23 protein-coding genes are annotated in these 23426 nt (G+C 70.0%); 10 read left to right on the top strand and 13 right to left on the bottom strand.

Going from position 1 to position 23426, the window contains the following annotated elements; all coding sequences use genetic code 11:
- Positions 1-8: 8 nt before the first annotated feature.
- The 3 genes from hemQ to hemE are packed head-to-tail and all read right to left on the bottom strand — an operon-like array spanning position 9 to position 3232.
- Positions 9-704: a hydrogen peroxide-dependent heme synthase gene (gene hemQ / locus LEL84_RS01680; protein ID WP_226513150.1), complete on the bottom strand. Its 696-nt coding sequence runs from the start codon at positions 702-704 to the stop codon at positions 9-11.
- 57 nt (positions 705-761) lie between these two features.
- The gene (locus LEL84_RS01675) at positions 762-2168 is read right to left on the bottom strand and encodes an FAD-dependent oxidoreductase (RefSeq protein ID WP_226513149.1); all 1407 of its coding nucleotides are present in this window, start codon (positions 2166-2168) and stop codon (positions 762-764) included.
- Complete coding sequence (gene hemE / locus LEL84_RS01670) at positions 2168-3232, bottom strand: uroporphyrinogen decarboxylase (protein WP_078112320.1); 1065 nt, start codon at positions 3230-3232, stop codon at positions 2168-2170. The genes LEL84_RS01675 and hemE overlap by 1 nt, the downstream gene beginning before the upstream one ends.
- 93 nt (positions 3233-3325) lie before the next feature.
- On the opposite strand from hemE, the gene LEL84_RS01665 reads away from it, so the two are divergent.
- The 3 genes from LEL84_RS01665 to LEL84_RS01655 all read left to right on the top strand — a co-directional run bounded on the left by LEL84_RS01665 (position 3326) and on the right by LEL84_RS01655 (position 5822).
- Complete coding sequence (locus tag LEL84_RS01665; protein ID WP_226513148.1) at positions 3326-3952, top strand: DUF3000 domain-containing protein; 627 nt, start codon at positions 3326-3328, stop codon at positions 3950-3952.
- Positions 3949-5238, top strand: coding sequence for an HRDC domain-containing protein (locus LEL84_RS01660; protein WP_226513147.1), 1290 nt, complete (start codon positions 3949-3951; stop codon positions 5236-5238). The genes LEL84_RS01665 and LEL84_RS01660 overlap by 4 nt, the downstream gene beginning before the upstream one ends.
- Positions 5239-5393: 155 nt before the next feature.
- Entirely contained in the window at positions 5394-5822 is a 429-nt protein-coding gene (locus tag LEL84_RS01655; RefSeq protein ID WP_068969826.1) for an SRPBCC family protein, read from the top strand.
- A gap of 11 nt (positions 5823-5833) precedes the next feature.
- On the opposite strand, the gene LEL84_RS01650 is transcribed toward LEL84_RS01655, so the two are convergent.
- The 4 genes from LEL84_RS01650 to LEL84_RS01635 form a co-directional block, all read right to left on the bottom strand.
- A complete protein-coding gene (locus LEL84_RS01650) occupies positions 5834-6973 on the bottom strand; it encodes a glutamate--cysteine ligase (protein ID WP_226513146.1) in 1140 nt (379 codons plus the stop codon).
- A gap of 41 nt (positions 6974-7014) precedes the next feature.
- Positions 7015-8973, bottom strand: coding sequence for a 1-deoxy-D-xylulose-5-phosphate synthase (gene dxs, locus LEL84_RS01645; protein WP_226513145.1), 1959 nt, complete (start codon positions 8971-8973; stop codon positions 7015-7017).
- Between the two features lie 151 nt (positions 8974-9124).
- A complete protein-coding gene (locus LEL84_RS01640; protein WP_226513144.1) occupies positions 9125-10432 on the bottom strand; it encodes a class I SAM-dependent RNA methyltransferase in 1308 nt (435 codons plus the stop codon).
- On the bottom strand, positions 10429-12444 hold the full coding sequence (locus tag LEL84_RS01635; protein ID WP_159370689.1) for an APC family permease: 2016 nt from the start codon (positions 12442-12444) through the stop codon (positions 10429-10431). The genes LEL84_RS01640 and LEL84_RS01635 overlap by 4 nt, the downstream gene beginning before the upstream one ends.
- Before the next feature lie 78 nt (positions 12445-12522).
- Here LEL84_RS01635 and LEL84_RS01630 point away from each other — a divergent pair, with 78 nt between their 5' ends.
- Together LEL84_RS01630 and LEL84_RS01625 are read left to right on the top strand one after the other, a co-directional pair.
- Positions 12523-13191: a potassium channel family protein gene (locus tag LEL84_RS01630; protein WP_058250313.1), complete on the top strand. Its 669-nt coding sequence runs from the start codon at positions 12523-12525 to the stop codon at positions 13189-13191.
- A gap of 22 nt (positions 13192-13213) precedes the next feature.
- The gene (locus tag LEL84_RS01625) at positions 13214-13876 is read left to right on the top strand and encodes a potassium channel family protein (protein ID WP_058250226.1); all 663 of its coding nucleotides are present in this window, start codon (positions 13214-13216) and stop codon (positions 13874-13876) included.
- Here LEL84_RS01625 and LEL84_RS01620 read toward each other — a convergent pair.
- Both LEL84_RS01620 and LEL84_RS01615 read right to left on the bottom strand, forming a co-directional pair.
- Positions 13857-14483 carry a DUF3159 domain-containing protein gene (locus tag LEL84_RS01620; protein WP_139104502.1) on the bottom strand — a complete coding sequence of 209 codons (627 nt, stop codon included), beginning with the start codon at positions 14481-14483 and terminating at the stop codon, positions 13857-13859. The genes LEL84_RS01625 and LEL84_RS01620 overlap by 20 nt on opposite strands.
- Positions 14484-14575: 92 nt before the next feature.
- Entirely contained in the window at positions 14576-14950 is a 375-nt protein-coding gene (locus tag LEL84_RS01615) for an OB-fold nucleic acid binding domain-containing protein (protein WP_004018839.1), read from the bottom strand.
- 295 nt (positions 14951-15245) lie between these two features.
- Between LEL84_RS01615 and LEL84_RS01610 the strand changes: the two genes are divergently transcribed.
- Positions 15246-15977: an alpha/beta fold hydrolase gene (locus LEL84_RS01610; RefSeq protein ID WP_159370687.1), complete on the top strand. Its 732-nt coding sequence runs from the start codon at positions 15246-15248 to the stop codon at positions 15975-15977.
- 24 nt (positions 15978-16001) lie between these two features.
- On the opposite strand, the gene LEL84_RS01605 is transcribed toward LEL84_RS01610, so the two are convergent.
- Together LEL84_RS01605 and dut are read right to left on the bottom strand one after the other, a co-directional pair.
- The gene (locus LEL84_RS01605; protein ID WP_226513143.1) at positions 16002-16916 is read right to left on the bottom strand and encodes a DUF3710 domain-containing protein; all 915 of its coding nucleotides are present in this window, start codon (positions 16914-16916) and stop codon (positions 16002-16004) included.
- A 109-nt stretch (positions 16917-17025) separates the two neighbouring features.
- Positions 17026-17511, bottom strand: coding sequence for a dUTP diphosphatase (gene dut / locus LEL84_RS01600; RefSeq protein WP_065628893.1), 486 nt, complete (start codon positions 17509-17511; stop codon positions 17026-17028).
- 22 nt (positions 17512-17533) lie between these two features.
- On the opposite strand from dut, the gene LEL84_RS01595 reads away from it, so the two are divergent.
- Positions 17534-18106 (top strand): DUF3093 domain-containing protein, encoded by a 573-nt coding sequence (locus tag LEL84_RS01595; RefSeq protein ID WP_226513142.1) that lies wholly within the window; start codon positions 17534-17536, stop codon positions 18104-18106.
- A 96-nt stretch (positions 18107-18202) separates the two neighbouring features.
- On the opposite strand, the gene LEL84_RS01590 is transcribed toward LEL84_RS01595, so the two are convergent.
- Complete coding sequence (locus LEL84_RS01590) at positions 18203-18502, bottom strand: DUF4193 domain-containing protein (protein WP_004018846.1); 300 nt, start codon at positions 18500-18502, stop codon at positions 18203-18205.
- Between the two features lie 410 nt (positions 18503-18912).
- Here LEL84_RS01590 and cei point away from each other — a divergent pair, with 410 nt between their 5' ends.
- Entirely contained in the window at positions 18913-19605 is a 693-nt protein-coding gene (gene cei, locus LEL84_RS01585; protein WP_065628895.1) for an envelope integrity protein Cei, read from the top strand.
- A gap of 54 nt (positions 19606-19659) precedes the next feature.
- On the opposite strand, the gene LEL84_RS01580 is transcribed toward cei, so the two are convergent.
- A complete protein-coding gene (locus LEL84_RS01580) occupies positions 19660-20586 on the bottom strand; it encodes an inositol monophosphatase family protein (protein WP_226513141.1) in 927 nt (308 codons plus the stop codon).
- Between the two features lie 172 nt (positions 20587-20758).
- Here LEL84_RS01580 and ppgK point away from each other — a divergent pair, with 172 nt between their 5' ends.
- Together ppgK and LEL84_RS01570 are read left to right on the top strand one after the other, a co-directional pair.
- Entirely contained in the window at positions 20759-21577 is an 819-nt protein-coding gene (gene ppgK, locus LEL84_RS01575; RefSeq protein WP_226513140.1) for a polyphosphate--glucose phosphotransferase, read from the top strand.
- A 56-nt stretch (positions 21578-21633) separates the two neighbouring features.
- Positions 21634-23199, top strand: a complete 1566-nt coding sequence (locus LEL84_RS01570) for an RNA polymerase sigma factor (protein ID WP_137808735.1) — start codon at positions 21634-21636, stop codon at positions 23197-23199.
- Positions 23200-23426: the final 227 nt, after the last annotated feature.

Genomic DNA, 23426 nt, shown 5'->3' with positions numbered 1-23426 from the left:
GGCGCGGCTCAGGGCAGGGCGTCGATCAGCGCCGGCACCTCGACCCGCGGTCCGGTGAAGAACGGGGTCTCCTCGCGCACGTGCATCCGCGCCTCCGTGGCGCGCAGATCACGCATGAGATCGACGATGCGGTGCAGCTCCGGCGCCTCGAAGGCCAGCAGCCACTCGTAGTCGCCCAGCGCGAACGACGACACCGTGTTGGCGCGGACGTCCTTGTACGCGCGCGCTGCCTTCCCGTGGTCGGCGAGCATCTTGCGCCGCTCCTCGTCGGGCAGCAGGTACCACTCGTAGGACCGCACGAACGGGTACACGCAGATGTAGTTGCCGGGGTCCTCGCCCGCGAGGAACGCCGGGATGTGGCTCTTGTTGAACTCGGCGGGCCGGTGCAGCGCGACGTTGCTCCACACCGCGTTGCACGCCCGTCCCAGAACGGTCTCGCGACGGAACTTCGCGTAGGCGGCCTGGATCGGCTCGACGTCCTCGGCGTGCCACCAGATCATGAAGTCGGCGTCGGCGCGCAGACCCGACACGTCGTAGACACCGCGGACGACGACCCCGGTGTCATCGAGGGACTTGAAGAAGTCCGCGGCGTCGGATTTGGCCTGATCGCGATCAGCACCCAGTTCACCTGGGCGGACCGCGAACACCGAGAACATCAGGTAGCGGATCGTCGAGTTGAGTTCTGCGTAATCCAAGCGGCTCATGGATGCCATCGTGCCACCGGCGCCCACCCAGCGACCAGGCAGGTCAGCGGAGTCGGGTCACGTCAGATCTGCCAGCAGTTCGGCCGCCGCGCGACCGGCCCGACCGATACAGGCCGGCACCCCGACACCGGCATACGACGACCCGGCCAAGGCCAGACGCGACGGCCGCGCGGCCAGCACCTGCGACATCGCGGCGAGGTGCCCGGGCGCATACACCGGCAGTCCGTCGTCCCAACGCTGCACGTATGCGTCGACAACCCGCGACGACACCGGTGCGACACCGGCGGCGCGGCACACCTCGTCAAGGTCCTCGAGTGCTTCACGACACAGCCGGTCGTCGACGCCGGGTTCGGCCGTCTCATCCGGTACCACCGCACCGAACCTCCCGAACGACGCCCGCACCGAGACCGGCCGGCCCACATCCGACAGATGCGCCCACTTCTGCGAGCTGAACGTGAAAGCCTTGGCGCGCAATCCTTCTCCGGTCCCCACCAGCACACCGGAGTGATCGGGCAGCTCGGTCCCCGGCGCGAGCGCGATCGACACCACCACCGACGAGGCGCCCCGGACCGCGCGCAACGGCGCGGACAGGTCCGGCGCGGACCGACCCAGGAGCTCCCCCGCCCTCCAGGCCGGCACGGCCAAGAGCACGGCGTCGTACGGTCGCGGGTCGCGAGGCTTACCGAATTCGAGCACCCACCCGGCCCCCGACGGAGTGACATCGGTGACCGGACAAGAGATCTCGGGTTCGACGCCGGCCGCGGCCCGCAGGGCGTCGAGGAGGACCGTGTATCCGCCCACGAGGGCGCCGAAGACCGGACCCGAGACCCCGGCCCCCGCGGCGATGAGGTCGTTGACGGCAGCGGTGAGCGACGGCGCGCCCGCGTCGAGGCGCGTGGCCAGCGCCGGTAGCGCCTCGCGGACCCCGATGTCGCCGGCGAGACTGGAGTACACACCGCCGAGCATCGGGTCGACGGTGCGCGCCACCACCGAGGGCCCGAACCGGTCGGCGACCAGCTGCCCGACCGACGTATCGGTCCCGGCTTCCCACCGCATCGAACGGTCGGGTTCACCGGACATGCGGTCGACGTCCTCGGGGTCGGCGAGACCGTCGACGACGGCCGGTCCGGCCGGGATGCCCATCAGCGCCGGACTGGGCAACGGATGCAACCGCTTACCCGACCACACCGCGGGACGGCGCGGCGTCGGCGAGACGATCCGGTCGGCGAGGCCCAGTTCGGTGACGAGTTCGAGCGCCTCGGGTCGCCGGACGATGAACGCCTCGGCCCCGACGTCGACGGCCCGACCGCCGACCGTCGTGGTGTGCAGGACCCCGCCCACCCGTCCGGAGGCCTCGAGCAGGTCGAGGTGCGCGTCGGGCCCGAGCGCACGACGAAGGCGGTAGGCGGCGGTCAGACCGGAGATCCCGCCGCCGACGATCGCGATCCGGACCCGCGGGGACATCAGAGGCTGTGGATGACTTCGACGGCGCGTGTCAGCACGTCCGGGTCGGTGCCGGGCAGCACGCCGTGTCCGAGGTTGAAGATGTGCCCGACCGCCCCGGCGGCGATCGCCCGGTCACCGTCGGCGACCACCCGGCGAACCTCGGCGTCGACGACGTCGGGACCGGCGAACAGCAGTGTCGGATCGAGGTTGCCCTGCACGGCCTTGCCCGGGCCCACCCGGCGCACGGCCTCCTCGAGCGGCACGCGCCAGTCGACGCCGATGACATCGGCACCGACATGCGCCATCGGGGCGAGCAGCTCACCGGTGCCGACGCCGAAGTGGATGCGCGGAACGCCGTACCCGGCGACCTCCGCCAGGACACGAGCGCTGTGCGGTGCAACGAAACGCTGGTAGTCGGCGGCCGACAGCATGCCCGCCCACGAGTCGAAGAGTTGGATCGCGTCGACCCCGGCCTCCAGCTGGACGCGCAGGAACGCGATGGTGATGTCGGCGAGACGCGCCATCAGCTCGGCCCACGTCTCCGGGTCGCCGTGCATCATCGCCTTGGTCCGCTCGTAGTTGCGGCTCGGGCCGCCCTCGATGAGGTACGAGGCCAGGGTGAACGGCGCTCCGGCGAAGCCGATCAGCGCCACCTGGTCCCCCAGCTCGCCGAGCAGCAGTTCGATGGCCCGCGCGATCGAGCCGACCGCCGCCGGTTCCAGGCGAGGGATGCGCGACACCGCGTCGGGCGAGCGCACCGGCTCGGCGATCACCGGCCCGGTGCCCGCGACGATGTCGAGGTCGATGCCGGCGGCCTTGAGCGGCACCACGATGTCGGAGAACAGGATCGCCGCGTCGACGTCGTGCCGGCGGACGGGCTGCATGGTGATCTCGCAGACCAGTTCGGCGTCGAAGCAGGATTCCAGCATGCCGTGATCGGCGCGGATGGCCCGGTACTCGGGCAGCGAGCGGCCCGCTTGCCGCATGAACCACACCGGACGGCGTGACGGGGTCGCGCCGGTGGCCGCGGCGACGAGCGGCAGGTTCGACCTATGGACCCGGGTACCAGTTGCGTTCGACATCACCGCTTACTCTGCCATGCCCCTCGATCTGCGCACGGGTGGTCCTCGGCGCGCCTCCGCCGTGGCCGGGCACCCCAGCCCTACGGTCGAACGGTGACCTCTTCGGGAGCTCCGGACGAGCCTGCTGATTTCCGCGCGGCGGTGGAGTCGCTGCATGCTGCCCGGGTGCGCCGCGAGATCGAGGTCGGGCCCATCCGCCCGCCGCAGCGCCTGGCGCCGTACAGCTACGCCGTCGGCGCCGAGGTGCGCCCGCCCGAGGACCTCGACGTCGTGCCCACGGATTCGCAGGGCAGCGCCTTCGGGCGCCTCATCCTGCTGTTCGATCCCGCCGGACAGGACGCGTGGAACGGCACCATGCGCCTCGTCGCGTTCCTCCAGGCGGAGGTGGAGGCCGCCCTGGCCATGGATCCGCTGCTGCCCGAGGTGGCCTGGAGCTGGCTCAGCGACGCCCTCGGCGTCCCGGTGGGCGCGACCGCCACGCCCGACGGTTCCGCCCACCGCGTCGAGGCGACCGCGCTCGGCGGCACCGTCACCTCCACTACGTCGGTCCGGTACGGCGACATCGCCGGACCGCCGCGCGCACATCAGCTCGAGGTGCGCGCCTCGTGGACCGCCCTGAGCTCGGACGGCCTGAACAACCACCTCGAGGCGTTCTGCGACGTGCTCGCCTCCGCCGCCGGCCTCCCGCCGGTCGGGGTCACCGAACTCGGCGCGACGTGAACGACTCCGCCCCCGGGGATGCGGCCGAGAACCCGATCGAGCCGGACCCCGCGCCGGAGGTCACCCCATTGCTCCGGCCGGCCGACGGCGTGCCCCCGGTACTGGCGACCGCCACCGAATTCGCCGACGCGGCAGCCGCTCTGGCAGCCGGCGACGGGCCGATCGCCGTCGACACCGAACGCGCGTCGGGCTACCGGTACTCGCAACGCGCCTATCTGATCCAGATCAAACGACGCGGATCGGGGAGCTTCCTGCTGGACCCGATCGGTGATCCCGGCGCGCTGGCGCCCGTCATCGACGCGATGCGCGGACCGGAATGGGTGCTACACGCGGCCGATCAGGACCTCCCGTGCCTCCGCGAACTCGGTTTCGAGTGCGTCGAGCTGTACGACACCGAGTTGGCCGGACGCCTCCTGGGCCTGGCGAAGGTCAACCTCGCCGCGATGGTGGCGGAGTTCCTCGGGCTCGGACTCCTCAAGGGACACGGCGCCGCCGACTGGTCGCGCCGCCCGCTGCCCGACGAATGGCTGAACTACGCCGCGCTCGACGTCGAGGTCCTCGTCGAACTGCGCGACGCCATGGATGCCGCACTCACGGAAGCGGGCAAGGACGACTGGGCGCGAGAGGAGTTCGCGTACGTCCTGGGCCGGCCACCGGCACCGCCGCGCACCGACCGGTGGCGCAAGACGTCGAACGTGCACACCGTCAAGTCCACCCGCGCCCTCGCCGCGGTCCGCGAATTGTGGACTGCGCGTGAGGAACTGGCGCAGCGTCGGGATGTCGCGCCCGGACGTGTCCTGCCCGACACCGCCATCGTCAACGCCGCGACCGTGAACCCCCAGTCCATCGCCGAACTCACCAAGCTGCCGGTCTTCGGCGGCCCGCGTCAGCGCCGTCAGGCCGGGATCTGGATGTCCGCGCTGCAGCGGGCGCGCGAGATCCCCGACAGCAAGCTGCCCTCGCGGAAGTCGACCGGACCGGGCCTGCCCCCGGTGAGCCGGTGGGATCAGCGCAATCCGGAGGCCGCGGCGCGGCTGCAGGCGGTCCGGCCGGTGCTCAAACAGATCGCCGAAGACCACACCCTGCCGGTGGAGAACCTCCTCGCACCCGACGTGGTGCGACAGCTGTGCTGGGACGGGTTGCCGGAACCGATCACGACCGAGGCGCTCGATGCACATCTGGCCGCCGCCGGCGCCCGCACATGGCAGCGGGCGCTCTGTGTGGAGGCCCTGACCGAGGCCCTCCTCGACGCCGCCCGACCTGGGCCGACGGCGGCCGCCGAGTAGATCGCCAAGCCCGACGAGACCCCCGGCCATCGCGCTGTGGCGCCGACATTCGCGTACATTCGGGGGTCACGACCCGAATGCCATCACCCGAGTACGCGAGCCACCGGGAAGTCACCTCCGGTGAGCACACCACCTTCCGCGATGGGAGCAGATCCGTGGCCACAGTCTCCGTCGGCATCGACTCCGACCTCGAACCGAGCGCAGCATGGGCGCTCGCCAGCAACCTCTCGCGCTTCGACGAGTGGATGACCATCTTCGGCGGGTGGCGCTCGCCGGTCCCTGACACGATCGCCGAGGGCACCACCATCTCCTCCCTCATCAAGGTCAAGGGCTTCCGCAACGTGATCCATTGGACCGTCACCGACTACGACGAGCCGCGGCTCATCGCGCTCTCGGGAACCGGCCGCGGCGGGGTGAACATCGATCTGGCGATGAAGGTCGACGAGATCGCCGACGGCTCCCACTTCGACCTGTCGGCCGAGTTGTCCGGCGGTCTGCTCAACGGCTCGGTCGGCAGGCTTGTCGCCAAGATCCTGGAATCCGATGTGCACAAGTCGATCTCGAATCTGGCGACACTAAGGTGAACTGATCGACTTCAGACGGGCGGGTGCAGCGTCGCGGTACGGACCACGGCGAGAGCTGATCCGGACTCCTCGAAGAGGCGCCGCTGCCGAGAGGCCCCGTTGCCCTCCAGCCGCAGCCGGTCCAGCGTCTGTGCGACGCCGTCCCGCTCACCGAGTCGGTCCAGCGCCGGCGCGAGCACGGTGAGCAGCTGTTCGACCCGCGTCCAGACCGGCACCAACGCTCCGGTCGTCGGGTCGAGCGCACGCCCGTCGACGCCGTCGTGGGCGGCGATCCAGTACGCGGCCGACAGCAGCGCCGGATCGAGGTCCGCGGCCGGGAATCGCCGATCTCCCGTCCGCAGGTCGTCGAGGGCGGTCATCACCGCCGCACGGATGAGGGTGGCGAAGGCCTGTGTCTCCTCCACCCGCATCTGCACGTCCCCGACCCGCACCTCGACCGTGGGCAGGTGATCCGACGGCCGGGCGTCCCAGTACAGCATGTGCGGGTCCAGGATCGTGCCCGTGGCCACGAGGAGTTCGACGGTCTCGGCGAAGTGCTCCGCCGACCGGAGATGGGGCGGCGGACCGGCGGCCGGCCACCGCGACCACAGAACCGAGCGCCAACTGGCGTGGCCGGAGTCGGCGTCGCGATAGATCGCCGAGTTCGCCGACAGCGCCAGGAGTATCGGTAGCCACGGGCGCAGGCGATTGCACACCGCGACGGCGGTGTCGGTGTCCGGGACACCCACGTGGACGTGACAGCCACTGATGCCCTGTTCGTGGGCCAGCATTCCATACCGAGCGGCGATCGCCCGGTAGCGGCCGGTGTCGGTCACCGGAAACGACTCGGGCACGCGTGGCGGCACCCCGCAGGCGACCACGTCCACGCCTGCGTCATCGGCCGCCGCCGCCAGGATGCCCCGCAACCGGCGCAGGTGGTCGCCGATCTCCTGACTCGTGGCCGCCGTCGGCGTGGCGATCTCCACCTGCGACGAGGTGAGTTCCAACTCGAGGTCGAGGCCGCGCGCGGACGCCGCGGCCGCCACCTCGCGGTTGCGCCCGACCGGCCGTCCGGTCTCCCGGTCGACGAGGACGAACTCCTCCTCGACCCCGAGGGTCGGCGCCGGAATGCCCCGGAAATCCCCGCCCGCGGAACCGTGCTCGTCGTTCACACGGAGAAAATGCCCAGCGGCGGCATCGGTCAAACGGGACGTCAGTCCTCGACACGGCTCTCGGCCGGATCGGGCGTGTTCTCGATCGCCCGGTCCAGGCCGGGACCGGCCTGCATGCCCGAGACCGTCGCGGTGATCGACCGAGCGAGGTCCTGCGCGGTCAATCCGAGATCGGCCAGGATCTCGTTGCGCGAGGCGTGCGCGATGAACTCCTGCGGGATGCCCTTGATCTGTACCGGTACCAACACCTCTGCCGCCGACAGCGCGGCGGCGACCGCGGAACCGACGCCGCCGCTGGTGCACCCGTCCTCGAGCGTCACGACGAGACGGTGGCGGCGCGCGACCTCGACCACCGAGGTGGGCACCGGCAGCGCCCAGCGCGGATCCACGACCGTCGCATCGATTCCCTGACGGGCCAGGCGTTCGGCGGTGTCGACGGCCAGCCCGCAGAAGGCACCGACCGCGACGATGAGCACGTCGCCGCCCGCCGGACCGAGGTCCCGGTCCGTCCGGTGCAGCACGTCGACACCGTCGTCGAGCCGCTCGACCGCGCGGATGTCTTCGGGGACAGCACCTTTGGAGAATCGAAGGGCCGTGGGGCCGTCGGCGACGCCGAGTGCCTCGTCGAACTCCTCGCGCAGCCGGACGGCGTCACGCGGTGCGGCGACCCGCAGGCCGGGCACCATCGCCATCAGCGAGAGATCCCACATGCCGTGGTGGCTGGGGCCGTCGGGACCGGTGATGCCGGAACGATCGAGGACGAGCGTCACCGGTTGCTTCAGCAGCGCGACGTCCATCAGCAGCTGATCGAACGCGCGGTTGAGGAACGTCGAGTAGATGGCGACGACCGGATGCAGTCCGCCGAGCGCGAGACCGGCCGCCGAGGTCATCGCATGCTGTTCGGCGATGCCGACGTCGAACATGCGGTCCGGATAGCGCTCGCCGAAGGGGGTGAGTCCCGTCGGTCCGGGCATCGCCGCCGTGATCGCGACGACGTCGGGACGGTTGGCGCCGGCGTCGAGCAGCGCGGCGGAGAACACGGCGGTCCAGTCCTGGGGTGAGACGCTCGTGGGCCGGCCGGTGACCGGGTCGATGATGCCGGTCGCGTGCATGAGGTCGGCGACGTGGTTCTCGGCGTGGGCATAGCCCATGCCCTTGCGGGTCACGGTGTGCACGATCACCGGGCCACCGAAGTCGCGGGCCTGCCGCAGCGCGGACTCGACCGCGTCGATGTCGTGACCGTCGACGGGCCCGACGTACTTCAGGCCGAGATCGGTGAACATCGCCTGCGGGGCCAGGAGATCCTTGAGCCCGCTCTTCATCCCGTGCAGGACGGCGTACGCCGGCTCCCCGACGACCGGCACCTGCTTGACGACGCGACGACCCTCGTCGAGGAACTTCTCGTACCCGGGTTGCAGGCGCAGCCCCGACAGGTGACTCGCGAGTCCGCCGATCGTCGGCGCATACGACCGACCGTTGTCGTTGACCACGATGACGACCCGACGGTTGCAGGCGGCGATGTTGTTGATCGCCTCCCAGCACATGCCGCCGGTCAGGGCGCCGTCGCCGACCACCGCGACCACCGTGCGATCCGGCTGACCGGTCAGTTCGAAGGACTTCGCGAGCCCGTCCGCATACGACAGCGCCGCCGACGCGTGCGAGGACTCCACCCAGTCGTGTTCGGACTCCGCGCGCTCCTGGTATCCGGTGAGCCCGCCGCGTTGGCGCAGCTGATCGAAGCCGTCCTTGCGTCCGGTGACGATCTTGTGGACGTAGGACTGGTGGCCGGTGTCGAACAGGATCGGATCCGACGGCGAGTCGAAGACGCGGTGGATTCCGAGGGTCAACTCGACGACTCCGAGGTTCGGTCCGAGATGTCCGCCCGTGGCGGCGACCTTCTCGATCAGGAACGTCCGGATCTCGGCCGAGAGGACCTTCATCTCCTCGTCCGACAGCGGCCGGAGATCGGCCGGCGAGCTGATCCGGTCGAGCACACCCATCGTTTCCTCCATCACCGGCGTGACGCCAGGTCGGCTGTCGAGCCGGAGAGCGTCCGGCACATGTCTGGTCAGTCTACGGAAGCATTCGTCGCGAGCCCGATCGACGGATGGCCGACGCGTCGGGATCCCGGACCTCGCGAGCGCGCCCCGCTCACCCGTCGGCGGCCGGAACGAGGCAGGCCACCGCCTCCACGTGGTGCGTCAGCGGGAAAGCGTCGAAACCGCGTATGTCGACGACACGGAATCCGCGTGCGGCGAAGTATCCGAGATCACGTGCGAATCGGGCGGCGTCACAGCCCACGTGGACCACGATGCCGGGCCGGGCGTCGGCGATCGCCACGATCACCCGTTCTCCGGCTCCGGTACGCGGGGGATCGAGGACGACGACGTCCGGCCGCGCGGTGAGGTCCGCGATCCGGGCCGCGACCTCCCCGCGGTGGGTGTGAACCCGATCGCCGCCGCCGGCGAAGGCCTGTTCGGCGGCGTCGAGTGCGGCCGGATCCGAATCGACGATGTGCACCGTGTCCGGCGCACCGGCCGGGCCGTCGAGCAGTGCGCCCGCGAACACCCCTGCCCCGCCGTACAGATCCCACGCCACACGTGGCGGTCCCCCGAGATGCGCACCGACGAAGTCGACGACGGTCTCGGCGTAGGCCCGCGGCGCGTCGCGGTGCGCCTGCCAGAATCCCGCGACGGGAATGTTCCACGACCGCCCGCCGACCCGTTGGACGGCCGTCGCCTCACCTTCGACGACCCGCTGGGCACGGGGCCGTGCGTGCCGGGCGCGGTTCTGCTGCGCCCGGCGCCGGCTGTCGGCGCGGCCCCGCCGCGGCTCCGCCACGGGCGCGAGTTCGGTGACGTGGCGCGCGCCGTCAGCGTCGAGCACGACGGCGAGTTCGGAGTGCGGGGTGAAACCGCGGTCGGCGAGTCCGTCGAGCATTCCCGGGGCGGGCTGGACACAGGCCTCGGTGACGACGCCGCGGCCGCGGAACGCCGACTGCCCCGGGCGCCCCCGGCCGTCCACGGCCAGACGGGTCCGGATTCGCCACCCCGTGTCGGCGTCCCCGAGACGCCGCACGCCGTCGGTCGCCAGCTCGGTGCCGGCCACGATCGCGCCCGGTAGACGGCCCACGCGATCCAGGACATCGCGCAGCACAGCCTGTTTCAGGTCCCGCGCGTGACCGGGTGCCACGTGCGCGAGATCACAGCACCCGGCCCCGGCCGCGGCCGCCGGACACCGCGGCGCCACCCGATGCGGCGAGGCGTCGAGCACCTCCGCCACCTCGGCCCGCCAGTACGAGTCGTGCCGGTCGTCGGTGATCTCGGCGACCACCCGTTCGCCGGGGATCGCCCCGCGGACGAACACGACGCGGCCGTCGGCGCGGCCCACGGACTCACCGCCGTTGGCCGGACGGTCGACGGTCACCTCGACCCGGCGCGGTGTTGCCGGGCCGCTCACGGTCGCCGTTCGGGTTCGCCGAGCGCACGACGGGTCTCCCCCGGCGCCCAGTACGCGCGGTCTTCCTTGCGCCGGTCCGACGAGGTGAGCTGCCACGGCACCGAGGTCACCATCACGCCGGGCTCGAACAGCAGCCGGCCCTTGAGGCGCAGCGCCGACTGGTTGTGCAGGATCTGCTCCCACCAGTGCCCGACGACATACTCCGGGATGAACACGGTCACGACGTCGCGCGGCGACTCACGCCGCACCCGGCGCACGTATTCGATGACGGGCCGGGTGATCTCGCGATAGGGCGAGGCGATGACCTTCAGCGGGACCGTGATGTCACTGGCCTCCCACTCCGAGACGAGCTTGCGGGTGTCGCGGTCGTCGACGTTGACCGTGATCGCCTCCAGCACGTCCGGACGGGTGGCCCGCGCATACCGCAGGGCCCGCTTGGACGCCATGTGCAGGCTGGACACGAGCACGATCGAATGCGTGCGGCTCGGCAGGACGGCCTCGTCGTCGTCCTCGGCGCGGTCGAGTTCGCGCTGCACCGACGCGTAGTGGTGATGGATGAGTTTCATGATCACGAACAGCGAGACCATCGCGATCACGGCGATGTAGGCACCCTCGGTGAACTTGGTGATCAGGACGACGACCAGGACCGTCGCGGTCATCACCAGGCCGACCGTGTTGACCACCCGGGACTGCATCATCCGACGCCGCGCGCTCGGGTCGGTCTCGGTACGCAGCAGGCGGGTCCAATGCCGCACCATGCCCGTCTGGCTCAAGGTGAACGACACGAACACGCCCACGATGTAGAGCTGGATCAGGGACGTCACCTGCGCGCCGAACGCGACGACGAAGATGATCGCGGCGATCGCGAGGAAGAGGATGCCGTTGCTGAACGCCAGGCGGTCGCCTCGGGTGTGCAACTGGCGCGGCAGGTAGCGGTCCTGCGCGAGCACCGAGCCCAGCACCGGGAAACCGTTGAAGGCGGTGTTCGCGGCCAGTAGCAGGATCAGCGCGGTGACGGTGGCGACGAAGAAGAAGGCCGGCGGGAAGGAGTCGAAGACGGCGTGGGCCAGCTGGGCGATCATGGCCTTCTGCTGGTAACCCTCCGGCGCCCCGATGAGGTCCTGCTCCGGGTTCATCACGTACTTCGCGCCGATCTTCTCCGCCAGCAGCACGATGCCCATCAGCAGGGTGATGGAGAACGCGCCCAGCAGCAGCAGTGTCGTCGCGGCGTTGCGCGACTTCGGTTTCCGGAAGGCCGGCACCCCGTTGCTGATGGCCTCCACCCCGGTGAGCGCCGCACAGCCCGAGGAGAACGACCGGGCGACGAGGAACATCAGCGCCAGCCCGGTGAGGTTGTCCTGTTCGGGCACGATGCCGAAGTCGGCGGTCTCGGAATGGATGTCCTGACCGAGCACGTAGATCTCGGTGAACCCCCAGATGAGCATGCCCAGGACACCGATGATGAACCCGTAGGTCGGGATCGCGAGCACGGCCCCGGACTCCTTGATGCCACGCAGGTTGACCGCGGCGAGCAGCATGATCGCGCCGACGCAGAACCACACCTTGTGCTCTTCGACGAACGGGATCGCCGAACCGATGTTCTCCGCCGCCGACGTGACCGACACCGCCACCGTGAGCACGTAGTCCACCAGCAGGGCGCTGCCGACGGTCAGGCCCGCGTTGGGACCGAGATTGACGGTCGCGACCTCGTAGTCGCCGCCACCCGAGGGGTAGGCGTGCACGTTCTGGCGGTAGCTCGCGACGACCACGGCCATGACGACGGCGACGGCGATCGCCACCCAGGGCGTGAACGCCAGCGCGCTGATGCCGGCGACGGACAGGACCAGGAAGATCTCCTGCGGCGCGTACGCCACCGAGCTCATCGCGTCGGAGGCGAACACCGGCAGGGCTATCCGCTTGGGCAGCAGGGTGTGACCGAGCGTGTCGCTGCGGAAAGGCCTGCCGAGCAGGAGGCGTTTCGTCGCAACGGACACCTTGGAGACGGTGGACACCAGGCAACCCTAGAGCGTTGGCGCCGAGGCGGGTAGGTTCGACTCGCGGCAGACGAGCCGCGTGTGGAGAGGAATGCCGTGCAGGTGGTCATCATGGGTTGCGGGCGGGTCGGATCCGCGCTCGCGATGTCGATGCAGAAGCGCGGACACGACGTCGCGATCATCGATCGGGATCCGAGCGCGTTCGTGCGGCTGAGTCCCGACTTCGCGGGCCGCACGATCACCGGGGTCGGGTTCGACCGCGAGATCCTCGTCAAGGCGGGCATCGAGCACGCCGACGCGTTCGCCGCGGTGTCCTCCGGGGACAACTCGAACATCATCTCGGCGCGGGTGGCCCGCGAGACCTTCGACGTCGAGCGCGTCGTCGCCCGGATCTACGACGCCAAGCGCGCCGAGGTGTACGAGCGACTCGGCATCCCCACGGTGGCGACCGTCCCCTGGACGACCGAGCGATTCGTCTCGGCGCTCGGCGAGACGACGACGATGGAGTGGCGTGACCCGTCGGGTTCGCTGGCGATCGCCCAGATCGACGTCGACGACTCGTGGATCGGGATCTCGGTCGGCAAGTTCCAGGAGCAGACCGGCGCGCGGGTGGCCTTCCTCAGCCGTGTCGGACGTCCGGTTCTCCCCGAGGCGAAAACCGTTCTGCAACAAGACGATGTGGTCTACGGGGCGGTCATGCTCGACAACCTCAAGAACGCCCGCGGCGTCGCCGCGCGGCCGTTCACCCAGAACGAGTCCGGATGACCCGGGCCGAAGGAGTCCCGAAGTGAAGGTCGCCATCGCCGGAGCCGGCGCGGTCGGGCGCTCGATCGCCCGCGAACTGCTGGTGAACGCCCACGAGGTCACGCTCTTCGAGCGCAACGCCGGCCACATCGACACCGACTCCGTCGTCGGCGCGGGGTGGGTGCTCGCCGACGCGTGTGAACTCGCCAATCTCGAAGAGGCGCAACTACAGACCTACGACGTCATGATCGCCGCGACCGGCGACGACAAGGCCAACCTCGTCGTGAGCCTGCTCGCGAAGACCGAGTTCGCCGTCAATCGGGTCGTCGCCCGCGTCAACGACCCGCGTAACGAGTGGCTGTTCGGCGAGGACTGGGGGGTCGACGTCGCAGTCTCGACCCCGCGCCTGCTCGCCTCCCTGGTCGAGGAGGCGGTGTCCGTCGGCGATCTGGTCCGGTTGATGACGTTCCGTCAGGGGCAGGCCAACCTCGTCGAACTCACCCTGCCGTCGAACACCCCCCTCGCCGGCAAGCCCGTCCGGAAGCTGGAACTGCCGCGCGACGCCGCGCTCGTCGCGATCCTGCGCGGCGGCCGCGTCATCGTCCCGCAGCGCGACGACCCCATCGAGGGCGGCGACGAACTGGTCTTCATCGCACCCACCGAGGCCGAGCCCGCCCTCTACGAGGCTATGCAGATCGCGCGGTGACGTCCGCGTCCGGCGGGGTGCCGGCGCGCGCCGCCTCGGCTCGCTGCGCCCGGCGGACCAGGAGGATCGTCGCGAGCACCACGAGCGCGGTCAGCGGCCACCCCATCGCGATGCGCGCGAACGCCAGCCACCCGGTGGCCCCGTCGTCGTACAGTTCCGACTGCGTCAGATAGCGCGCCGCGAAGAGCACCGCCCACAGTGCGGTGGCGATGTCGTAGGCGCGGAGGATGGACCGCTGCTTGCGCCAGCCGGAACCCTCGCCGTTGATCAGATGCCAGGCCACCCCGATGAGGGGCCACCGCACCAGGATCGAGCCGGCGAACACGATCGCATAGACGAGGGTGCTCCAGATCCCGAAGAGGAAGTAGCCCTTGGCATCCCCCACCCGGTCGGCGATGAAGACGCAGATGGCGACGCCGAGCAGACCCGAGATCGCGGGGGTCAGGGGTTCGCGGCGCACGAGCCGTACGACGAAGAGCAGCGCCGCCACGCCGAGAGCCGCGTAGATGGCGGTCCGGAGGTCGAAGAAGGAGTTGACGGGGACGAACACCACCACGGGCACGGTCGAATAGACCAGGCCGGAGACGCCACCGATCTGTTCGAGCACCGTGGGCGCCGCCTGCTCGGGTGCTGACCGTCCGGGTGCCGACGGTTCGGCGTCCGGCTGTCTCGAGGCCGGATGCTCGGGGACCGGACCGGTCACTCGTCGACGCCGTGCAACTCGTAATAAGGGTTGTAGATCACCTTGTGGCCGTCCTGCTCGGCGAGCCGGCCCCGGACGGTGACCTTGCGGCCGGGCTCGATGCCGGTGATGCGGTTACGGCCCAGCCACTTCAGCATCACGATGTCGGAGCCGTCGAAGAACTCGGCCTTCACCCCCGCCTTGGCCGACCGCGAACAGGTCTCGACCGCACGCAGTTCGCCGTGCATGGTGACCTCGTCACCGCGGCAGCACTCGGATGCGCGCTGGGCACCTGTCGCCTTGGATTCCTCGGCGATCTTCTCTGCGTCGGCGTCACCGAGATCTTCGGTCAGCCGACGGGTCAGTCGTTTGAGATAGCCGGCAGTGGGCATCTCGACCCTCCCAATGGATTTCGGCCGGCACCGCAGGGCTGTACAGAGCGGTGTCCGTGGGTCGCCGAACGAGTGATCGGTGACCTGCCCGCCAGCGTAGACCTCGGCCTCGGCCAGTGACAACGTCGGCGACCGCGGGGCCATTCCGTGGTCGCCGGACCCCCGCTGTCCAGGTCTGCGCGGGGACCTCCGGACACCCTAGTGGTGTGTCTCGGAAACAAGCGAATGGTCCCCGGCGCCCCACCGGATACCGGCCACCTCTTTTCGAGACACACCACTAGGGGATGATGCCCTGATGCCTGGCACCGACGGTCCGCACCGCCCTCGCCCGACGGCTCTGGTCGGCATACCCGGAACGGGTTCCGACGCCGATCACGTCACCCGTTCCTTTCAGCGCGCCGCAGCTGACCTGGAGGTAGAGCTCATCGCGCTGGACCCGACAACGCCGTTGATCGACGGCCACCTCCGCGGGCTGGAGCGGGCCGCCGGAGCCCACCGCTCGATCCTCGTGGGCGGGGTGTCGATCGGGGCCGCGATCGCGCTCGAGTGGGCCCTGCAGGACACCGACCGACGCTGCGCCGGGGTGCTCGCCGCACTGCCGGCATGGAGCGGCGACGCCCACTCGGCACCCGCGGCCGCGAGTGCCGGCGCCACCGCCGAGGCGCTCGAACGCGACGGACTCGAGGCGACCATCGCGGCGATGGCGAGCAGCAGCCCGGCCTGGCTGGCCGCGGAACTGACCCGGTCGTGGCGGGGTCTGTACCCGGGCCTCGCCGGCATGTTGCGCGAGGCGGCTCGTCATCGGGCGCCGACGCCGGCCGAGATCGCCGGGCTCACGGTGCCGCTGGCCATCGTCGCGGCCGCCGACGATCCGGTCCACCCCATCGCCGTCGCCCGCGAATGGCATGCTGCCGCACCGCAATCGACCCTCGTCGAGATCACGCTCGACGACTGGGGCCACGATCCGGGTGTGCTGGGAGACGAGCTCCGGGCCGGGCTTGTCGCACTCACCGACCCGCCGGGGTGATCGGAGCCCGGTGTGGCCGGAGCTTCAGCGGCGGCGGCGGAAGCGCTGCATCGCCGAACCCGACGACGGCGGCAACGGCTCCTCGTCGACCTCGGGATCGGCGGGAGCCACCGGAGTCGCGGACTCCGCATCCGGGGCAGCGGCCGCCTCCGGCTCGTCGCGGTAGGCGTTCTCCCCGTAGACGGTGGCGTGGGCGACCTGATCGAGCGCGCCCCCGGCAACGGGTACCGAATCGTCGGTCGCGTCCTCGGTGGACGCGGCACCCGGGCCCGCGTCCTGTGCGGCGGGGTTCGGGGCGGTGGGGTTCTGGGCGGAGGGGTCCGGGGATTCCTGTCCGGCCGGGGGGCCGGCGAACATCTGCTGCTGGGCGGCCGCGACCTGCTCGGCGAGCACCGGCGGCAACACGACGGGCAGCGGATCCCGCGGGGGGAACGGCTCGGACCCGCGTCGGACCACCGTCTCGGCCAGTACGGCGCGGCTCAACCGTGCGAGGTCGTCCGCATGCTCGGTGGGTCCGCTGCCCACGCACCGGACGAGCCAGCGCGGGCCGTCGACCCCGATGAACCGGTGGCTCGCACCGTCCGTCTCGGCGACCACCTCACGCCCCCAGTGCCCGTCTTCGACACTCGTGGCCGCGCCGTCGTCGCGGAGGGAAGCGGCCAGCTCACGGACCACCTCACGCCACATCCCGGGGGACTTGGGTGCGGCGAAGGCGCTCACCGAGATCCGGCCGATGGGGGTCACCAGATACACGTTCTGCGGCTGGTGGGCCTCGGACATCTCGACGGTGACCTGGCCACCCTCGACCACCGGGACCAGCACCGATCCGAGGTCCAGATGGGAGTTCTCGAGCTCTTGCGGCCGGGTCGCCAGTGCGTCGATGTCATAGGGACCGCGCGCCTGACCGACCCGCAGCTCCTCTGATCCGTCCTGTGCCATCGCGTCACTCCTCGTTCGTCACCGCCGGCGACAACGATCCGCCGGACACACGGGAAACACTAATCGACTCCCGCCGGAGAGAGCCCCGGGCGACGGTTCGCCGCAGAGGTCAGGCGAGAATCGCCGATCCCCCGCTCGATCCGTACCCGCCGTCGCCGCGTGCGGTGTCGTCGAGTTCGTCGACCTCGACGAAGTCGGGCAGCTCGACGCGCTGCACGATCAGCTGGGCTATGCGGTCGCCCCGTGAGATGGAGATCGTCTGCTCCGGATCGTGGTTGATCAGGCAGACCTTGATCTCGCCGCGATAGCCCGCGTCGATGGTGCCGGGGGTGTTCACGACCGACAGGCCGGCCCGGGCGGCCAGTCCCGACCTCGGGTGGATCAGCCCCACGGTGCCGATCGGCAACGCCACGGCGATCCCGGTCCCGACGAGTTGACGGCGTCCGGCGGGCAGTTCGAGATCGATCGTCGAATAGAGATCGACCCCCGCGTCCCCGGGGTGCGCCCTGGTCGGCAGCGGTAGGTCGGGATCGAGGCGTCGGAGCGCGATCGGCGCCGGGTCAGCGGGGTGCGCGGGGGGGAGATCTGAGGCCACGCAGGCAGACTACGCTGGTCACGTGACCGCAGATCATTCGCCCGAGCGCCCCGGAGGACCCTCGGACGCCTCTCCCGCCACCACCGGGCGGAACGCCGGCGTCACCGACTCGACCGCCGATCTGTTCGACGAGCGCCTGTACGTGCCGTGGTGGTGGTGGTTGGCAGCCGTGGTCCTCACCGGCGTGGTGGGCTACGAGATCCAGCTGTCGGCGCGCGGGAGCGCCTGGAGCATCATCGGATACGTGGCCACCGGCGTGCTGTGCGTCGTGATGCTGTGGTCGATGAGCCGCACCCGCGTCCGGGTGACCGCGGATCGGGAGCTGCATGCCCACCGCGCGGTCCTGCCGCGTGCCGTCGTCGCGCGGGCGGCGACGGTCCCGGCGACCGCGAAGAGCGCCGCTCTCGGGCGGCAGCTCGACCCGGCGGCCTATCTCGTGCACCGGTCCTGGGTGAAGACGATGGTCCTCATCGTGCTCGATGACCCCGACGACCCGACTCCGTATTGGTTGGTCTCGACACGTCGGCCGGCCGAACTCCTCGCGGCGCTGGGCGTCGACGACGCCGCGGCCGACCGTCCCGCACCCACCGCCTGACCCGGGCACGCTTCCTACCCGAGACACGACGAAGGGGCCGCGCCGTATTCGGCGTCGGCCCCCTTCATCAGCTGTGACAGCTGGACTCAGTTCATCTCACGCGCAGTCGACGCAGATGAGCGAGCTTCCGTTCTCCTCGGCCAACCGGCTGCGGTGGTAGACGAGAAAGCAGCTGGTACAGGTGAACTCGTCGGCCTGCTTGGGGATGACACGCACGGACAGTTCCTCGCCCGAGAGATCGGCGCCCGGGAGTTCGAAGGACTCCGCGGTATCACTCTCGTCGACATCCACTGCCGAGGACTGCGCCTCGCTGCGTCGGGCCTTCAGTTCTTCGAGCGAGTCCTCGTTGAGGTCCTCGGTCTCCGTCCGTCGTGGCGCGTCGTAATCTGTAGCCATTCCTTGCCTAACTTGTCGAGAGTGTGAGGGGCGCTCACGGTGACGGCGCTGGCGTCGCCACCCGGTGTTATTGCGCACGACTCCGCCGGGATTGTCTTACCGATGGGGTCACTGCAACGTCGTCTCGGGCGAGATTCGTACCAGAGGATCAGACGTATTGCGTGATTTCGATCACGGTTTCATATCGGGCGCACCCCGGGTCTGGAAGCGCGGGCGCCCGAAGCATAGTCGACACGTCATCGAAGGTCAATACCCGGGACCCAACTCGTCGGTAAGTTTCGGGTTGGTACCCGATCGATGCCCCGGGACACCCCCGTCGAACCGCTTCCGGCGAGGCTCGTGGGGCACTGCGGGGTCACCCTCTACAGTGATCCGAGATCACGCAACGCCCAGTGAGGAGTCAGTCCACGGTGGTGTCGAAGATTACGGTCGGCTATCCGACCGACGAGCAGGGCCGACCCTACCGTCGGCGGCGCTACGCACCGGCGATCGTCACGGTCGTCGTCCTGATGGTCGTCGGTGTGGTGGTGTGGGCGGTTGCGCTGGGCGGCGGCGAGTCCGAATCCGTTCCGACAGCGTGCAATCAACCGACTCCGCCGACGTCGGTGGAAGCGGGCGCGCCACCTCCGCCGGCCCCGCCGACCCTCACCGTCGTCGGACGGGACGAGATGCTCGGAGTCGCTCCGGCCCCGCTGTCGACCTTCGGCGTCCGCGTCCTCAACGCCTCCGACGAACGAGGCGCGGCCCGCACGGTGTCCGACGACCTGACCGCGCAGGGGTTCAGCCCGGTGCCGGACACGCCGTACGCCGATGACCCGGTCTATCCCAATCGGGATCTCAACTGTGTCGCACAGATCCGGTTCGGGCCGGCCGGTCGCGCTGCGGCGGCGGCCACGTGGCTGGCGTTCCCGTGCGCCCAGTTGGTCGACGACGGCCGGCGCGGTACGGCCGTCGACGTCGCACTCGGGGTCCACCACTCGGGTGGCGAGATGTCGCAGGACGCGCAGGCTGCCCTGGAGGCGCTGCGGTCGGCGGATCCGAAGAATCCGGCGAGTGGTGTCGACCCGGTCCTCGTCGAGGCCGTGCACTCCGCCCCCTGCTGATCTCTGCACACCGTCCGGCGGCCGCCGACCCCATGGCGAGATGCGGGAGGGCCGTCAGGTGAGCGGGCTGCGGGCGTCGAATTCGTCGAGCAGCGCGAGGAATTCGTCGGCCACCCCGGGCGCGACAGCGACGGTGATGTGACCCTCGTCGGCCCGTGAATCCGGTGGCGGAGTCTGGACGACGGCGCCGGCCTCGGCGGCGATCAGTCCGCCGGCGGCCCAGTCCCACGGGCTCAGACCGTGTTCGTAGTGGGCGTCGACCGCGCCGGCCGCGACCATGCAGAGGTCGAGGGCCGCGGCGCCGATGCGTCGGACGTCGCGGACACGAGGGAGCAGTTCGGCGACGATGCGTCCCTGCTGCCGGCGGCGCGCCGCGTCGTACCCGAAACCCGTTGCGACGAGCGCCAGTTCGGCCCTGTCGACCGGATTGCAGCGGAGCGGCCGGCGTACCCCGGCGGAGTCCGCCGCCCACGCTCCCCCGCCGAGGGTCGCGCCGTACGTGACGTCGCGGGCGACGTCGACGACGACCCCGGCGACCGACTGTCCGTCGACCTGCGCCGCGATGGACACCGCGTAGGCCGGCACGCCGTACATGAAGTTGACGGTCCCATCGATCGGATCGACCACCCATCGGACACCGGACGGCACCGCCCGGCTCCCGCCGTCCTCCTCGCCGAGCACCTCGTCGTCGGGGCGCGCCTCACGGAGCAGTGAGCGGATCAGGCGTTCGGTCTCGGTGTCGGCGAGGGTGACCGGATCGGTTTCCGTCGACTTCGTCGACACAGGCTGCACCGTCGACTTCGTCGACACGGGCTGCACGGTGGAATCCACCGCGGCGGGCTGCGGCGGCTCGCCGTGTCCCGGTGTCGCACCGAACAATTCGGGCCGGCGGCGACGTACGTGCGCGGCGGCCTCCCGGGCCACGGCGCCGGCGACCGCGGCGAGCTCGTCCACCGGAATTGTCTGATCCACGCCCTCCATGTGAGCACATGGCCCGTGCGCACCACCGATCGCGGTGACCGATCTCTCCCCCTGCGTGGTCGAATCGTGTCGACATGCGTTGCGATGACGGGCGTTGCGCCGGTCGCGTGAATAGGCTGGTCTCGGATGCCCGCCCCCACCCTCAGACACCGACCCGGACAGGGAGCCCGCCATGACCGACACGTCCGTCCCCGGATCGTCCGACTCCGATGTCGCCGGCCCCGATGATCCGACACCTCCGAAGAACCTCGGTTTCGGGGTCGACGTCGGCGGTTCCGGGATCAAGGGCGGCATCGTCGATCTCGACACCGGTGAACTCGTCGGCGAACGGTTCAAGGTGCTCACCCCGCAGCCCGCGACACCCGAGGCCGTGGCCCGGGGCGTCGCCGAGGTGGTCGCGCATTTCGACTGGACCGGCCCGGTGGGTGTCACCCTCCCCGGGGTCGTGACCGACGGGATCATGCGCACGGCGGCGAACATCGACAAGGCCTGGATCGGCACCGACGTCTACGACCTCTTCAGCGGACACCTCGGCGGTAGGCAGGTGTCGGTCCTCAACGACGCCGACGCCGCGGGTATGGCCGAGGACGCGTACGGCGCGGGCAAGGGCGTGGCGGGGGTCGTGATGCTGCTGACGTTCGGAACCGGTATCGGGTCGGCGATCCTGATCAACGGCACCCTCGTGCCCAACACCGAGCTCGGTCACCTACAGGTCGGCAAGAAGGAGGCCGAGCACCAGGCGTCTTCGCGTGTCCGCGAGGAGAAGGGCTGGTCGTACGAGAAGTGGACCGAGAAGGTCTCCGAGGTCCTCGAGACCTACGAGGCGCTGTTCTGGCCGAATCTCTTCATCGCCGGCGGCGGTATCAGCCGCAAGTCCGACAAGTGGATTCCGCTGCTGACCAACAAGACGCCCGTGGTACCGGCGACGCTGTTGAACACCGCCGGCATCGTCGGTGCGGCCATGTCAGTGTCCCAGGGGCTGAAGACGTGACGCCGCGCAGGGCGTGACCAGGGCTTTGACACACCGGGGACGGCGATGTCGTTACAATGGTCGTCACCGGTCATTCCAACCGAGAAACCAAGACCTCGTCCACGGCGGCTCATGCTGCCGTGTCGCGTCTGGTGACAGACGACAGAAGACACCACAGAAGACAGTTCGAAAGGTTGTACGTGGCAGCCATCACGACCCACCAGGGTGATGCAGAGGCCGAGTCGACGGAGTCGACCCCAGCCGCGACCGACGCCCCGGCGAAGCGAACCGCCAAGAAGGCTGCGAAGAAGACCGCTGCCCGCAAGGCCCCCGCCAAGAAGGCCCCGGCGAAGAAGGCCACCAAGAAGGCGGCACCGAAGAAGGCCGCCAAGAAGGCCGCGTCCGCGGAGGGTTCCGGCGACGATCCGAACGCCGAGCCCGACGACCCGGACTCGATCGACGACATCGACGGTCCCGACGCCGAACTCGAGGACGTCGAGATCGACGACGACCTGGAGGTCGACGACGACGACTCCGAGGACGAGTCGGAGGACGACGACGAGTCCGAGGAGGCGACCGCGCCCGCCGCCGGCGGCGCAACCCCGGCCGCCGCGAAGGCCGCGTCCAAGGACGAGGCCGCCGCCGCGAAGTCCGGCGACTTCGTCTGGGACGAAGAGGAGTCCGAGGCGCTGCGTCAGGCCCGCAAGGACGCCGAGCTCACCGCCTCCGCCGACAGTGTCCGCGCGTACCTGAAGCAGATCGGCAAGGTCGCCCTCCTCAACGCCGAGGAAGAGGTCGAACTCGCCAAGCGCATCGAGGCCGGACTGTTCGCCACCGAACGTCTTCGGCGCATCATGGATGCCGGCGAGAAGCTCAGCACCGCCCAGAAGCGTGACCTGAACTGGATCTCCCGCGACGGCAACCGCGCCAAGAACCACCTGCTCGAGGCGAACCTGCGCCTCGTCGTGTCGCTGGCCAAGCGCTACACGGGCCGCGGCATGGCGTTCCTGGATCTCATCCAGGAGGGCAACCTCGGTCTGATCCGCGCGGTCGAGAAGTTCGACTACACCAAGGGCTACAAGTTCTCGACGTATGCCACCTGGTGGATCCGTCAGGCGATCACCCGCGCCATGGCCGACCAGGCCCGCACCATCCGTATCCCGGTGCACATGGTCGAGGTCATCAACAAGCTCGGTCGCATCCAGCGTGAACTCCTCCAGGACCTAGGCCGCGAGCCGACGCCGGAAGAACTCGCCAAGGAGATGGACATCACCCCGGAGAAGGTGCTGGAGATCCAGCAGTACGCCCGGGAACCCATCTCGCTGGACCAGACCATCGGCGACGAGGGCGACAGCCAGCTCGGCGACTTCATCGAGGACTCCGAAGCCGTCGTGGCGGTCGACGCGGTCAGCTTCACGCTGTTGCAGGACCAACTGCAGTCGGTGCTCGAGACCCTGTCCGAGCGTGAGGCCGGCGTGGTCCGCCTACGCTTCGGACTGACCGACGGCCAGCCCCGCACCCTCGACGAGATCGGGCAGGTGTACGGCGTGACCCGCGAGCGCATCCGTCAGATCGAGTCGAAGACGATGTCGAAGCTGCGTCACCCGTCGCGCTCGCAGGTCCTGCGTGACTATCTCGACTAGTCGGTGACGACAACACCCTCATCGCCCCCGGAACCTCACGGTTTCGGGGGCGATGTCGTTGTGCCATCCACATCGACATCGATCTGTCAATAGTTCTGCGCGCTCCGATTTGGACACGACCGGATTCTCGGGCTTTCGGGGACGCACTACATAGGATGGCGCGGTGACTTACGCAGTGACCGGGAGCAGACGCGGCGCCATGCTGGTGCGTCGTGCCACCGTCGACC

Source organism: Gordonia sp. WA4-43, from assembly GCF_020520305.1.
GTDB classification, from domain to species: Bacteria; Actinomycetota; Actinomycetes; order Mycobacteriales; family Mycobacteriaceae; genus Gordonia; species Gordonia hongkongensis.
This window is presented reverse-complemented; position numbering and strand designations above follow the sequence as displayed.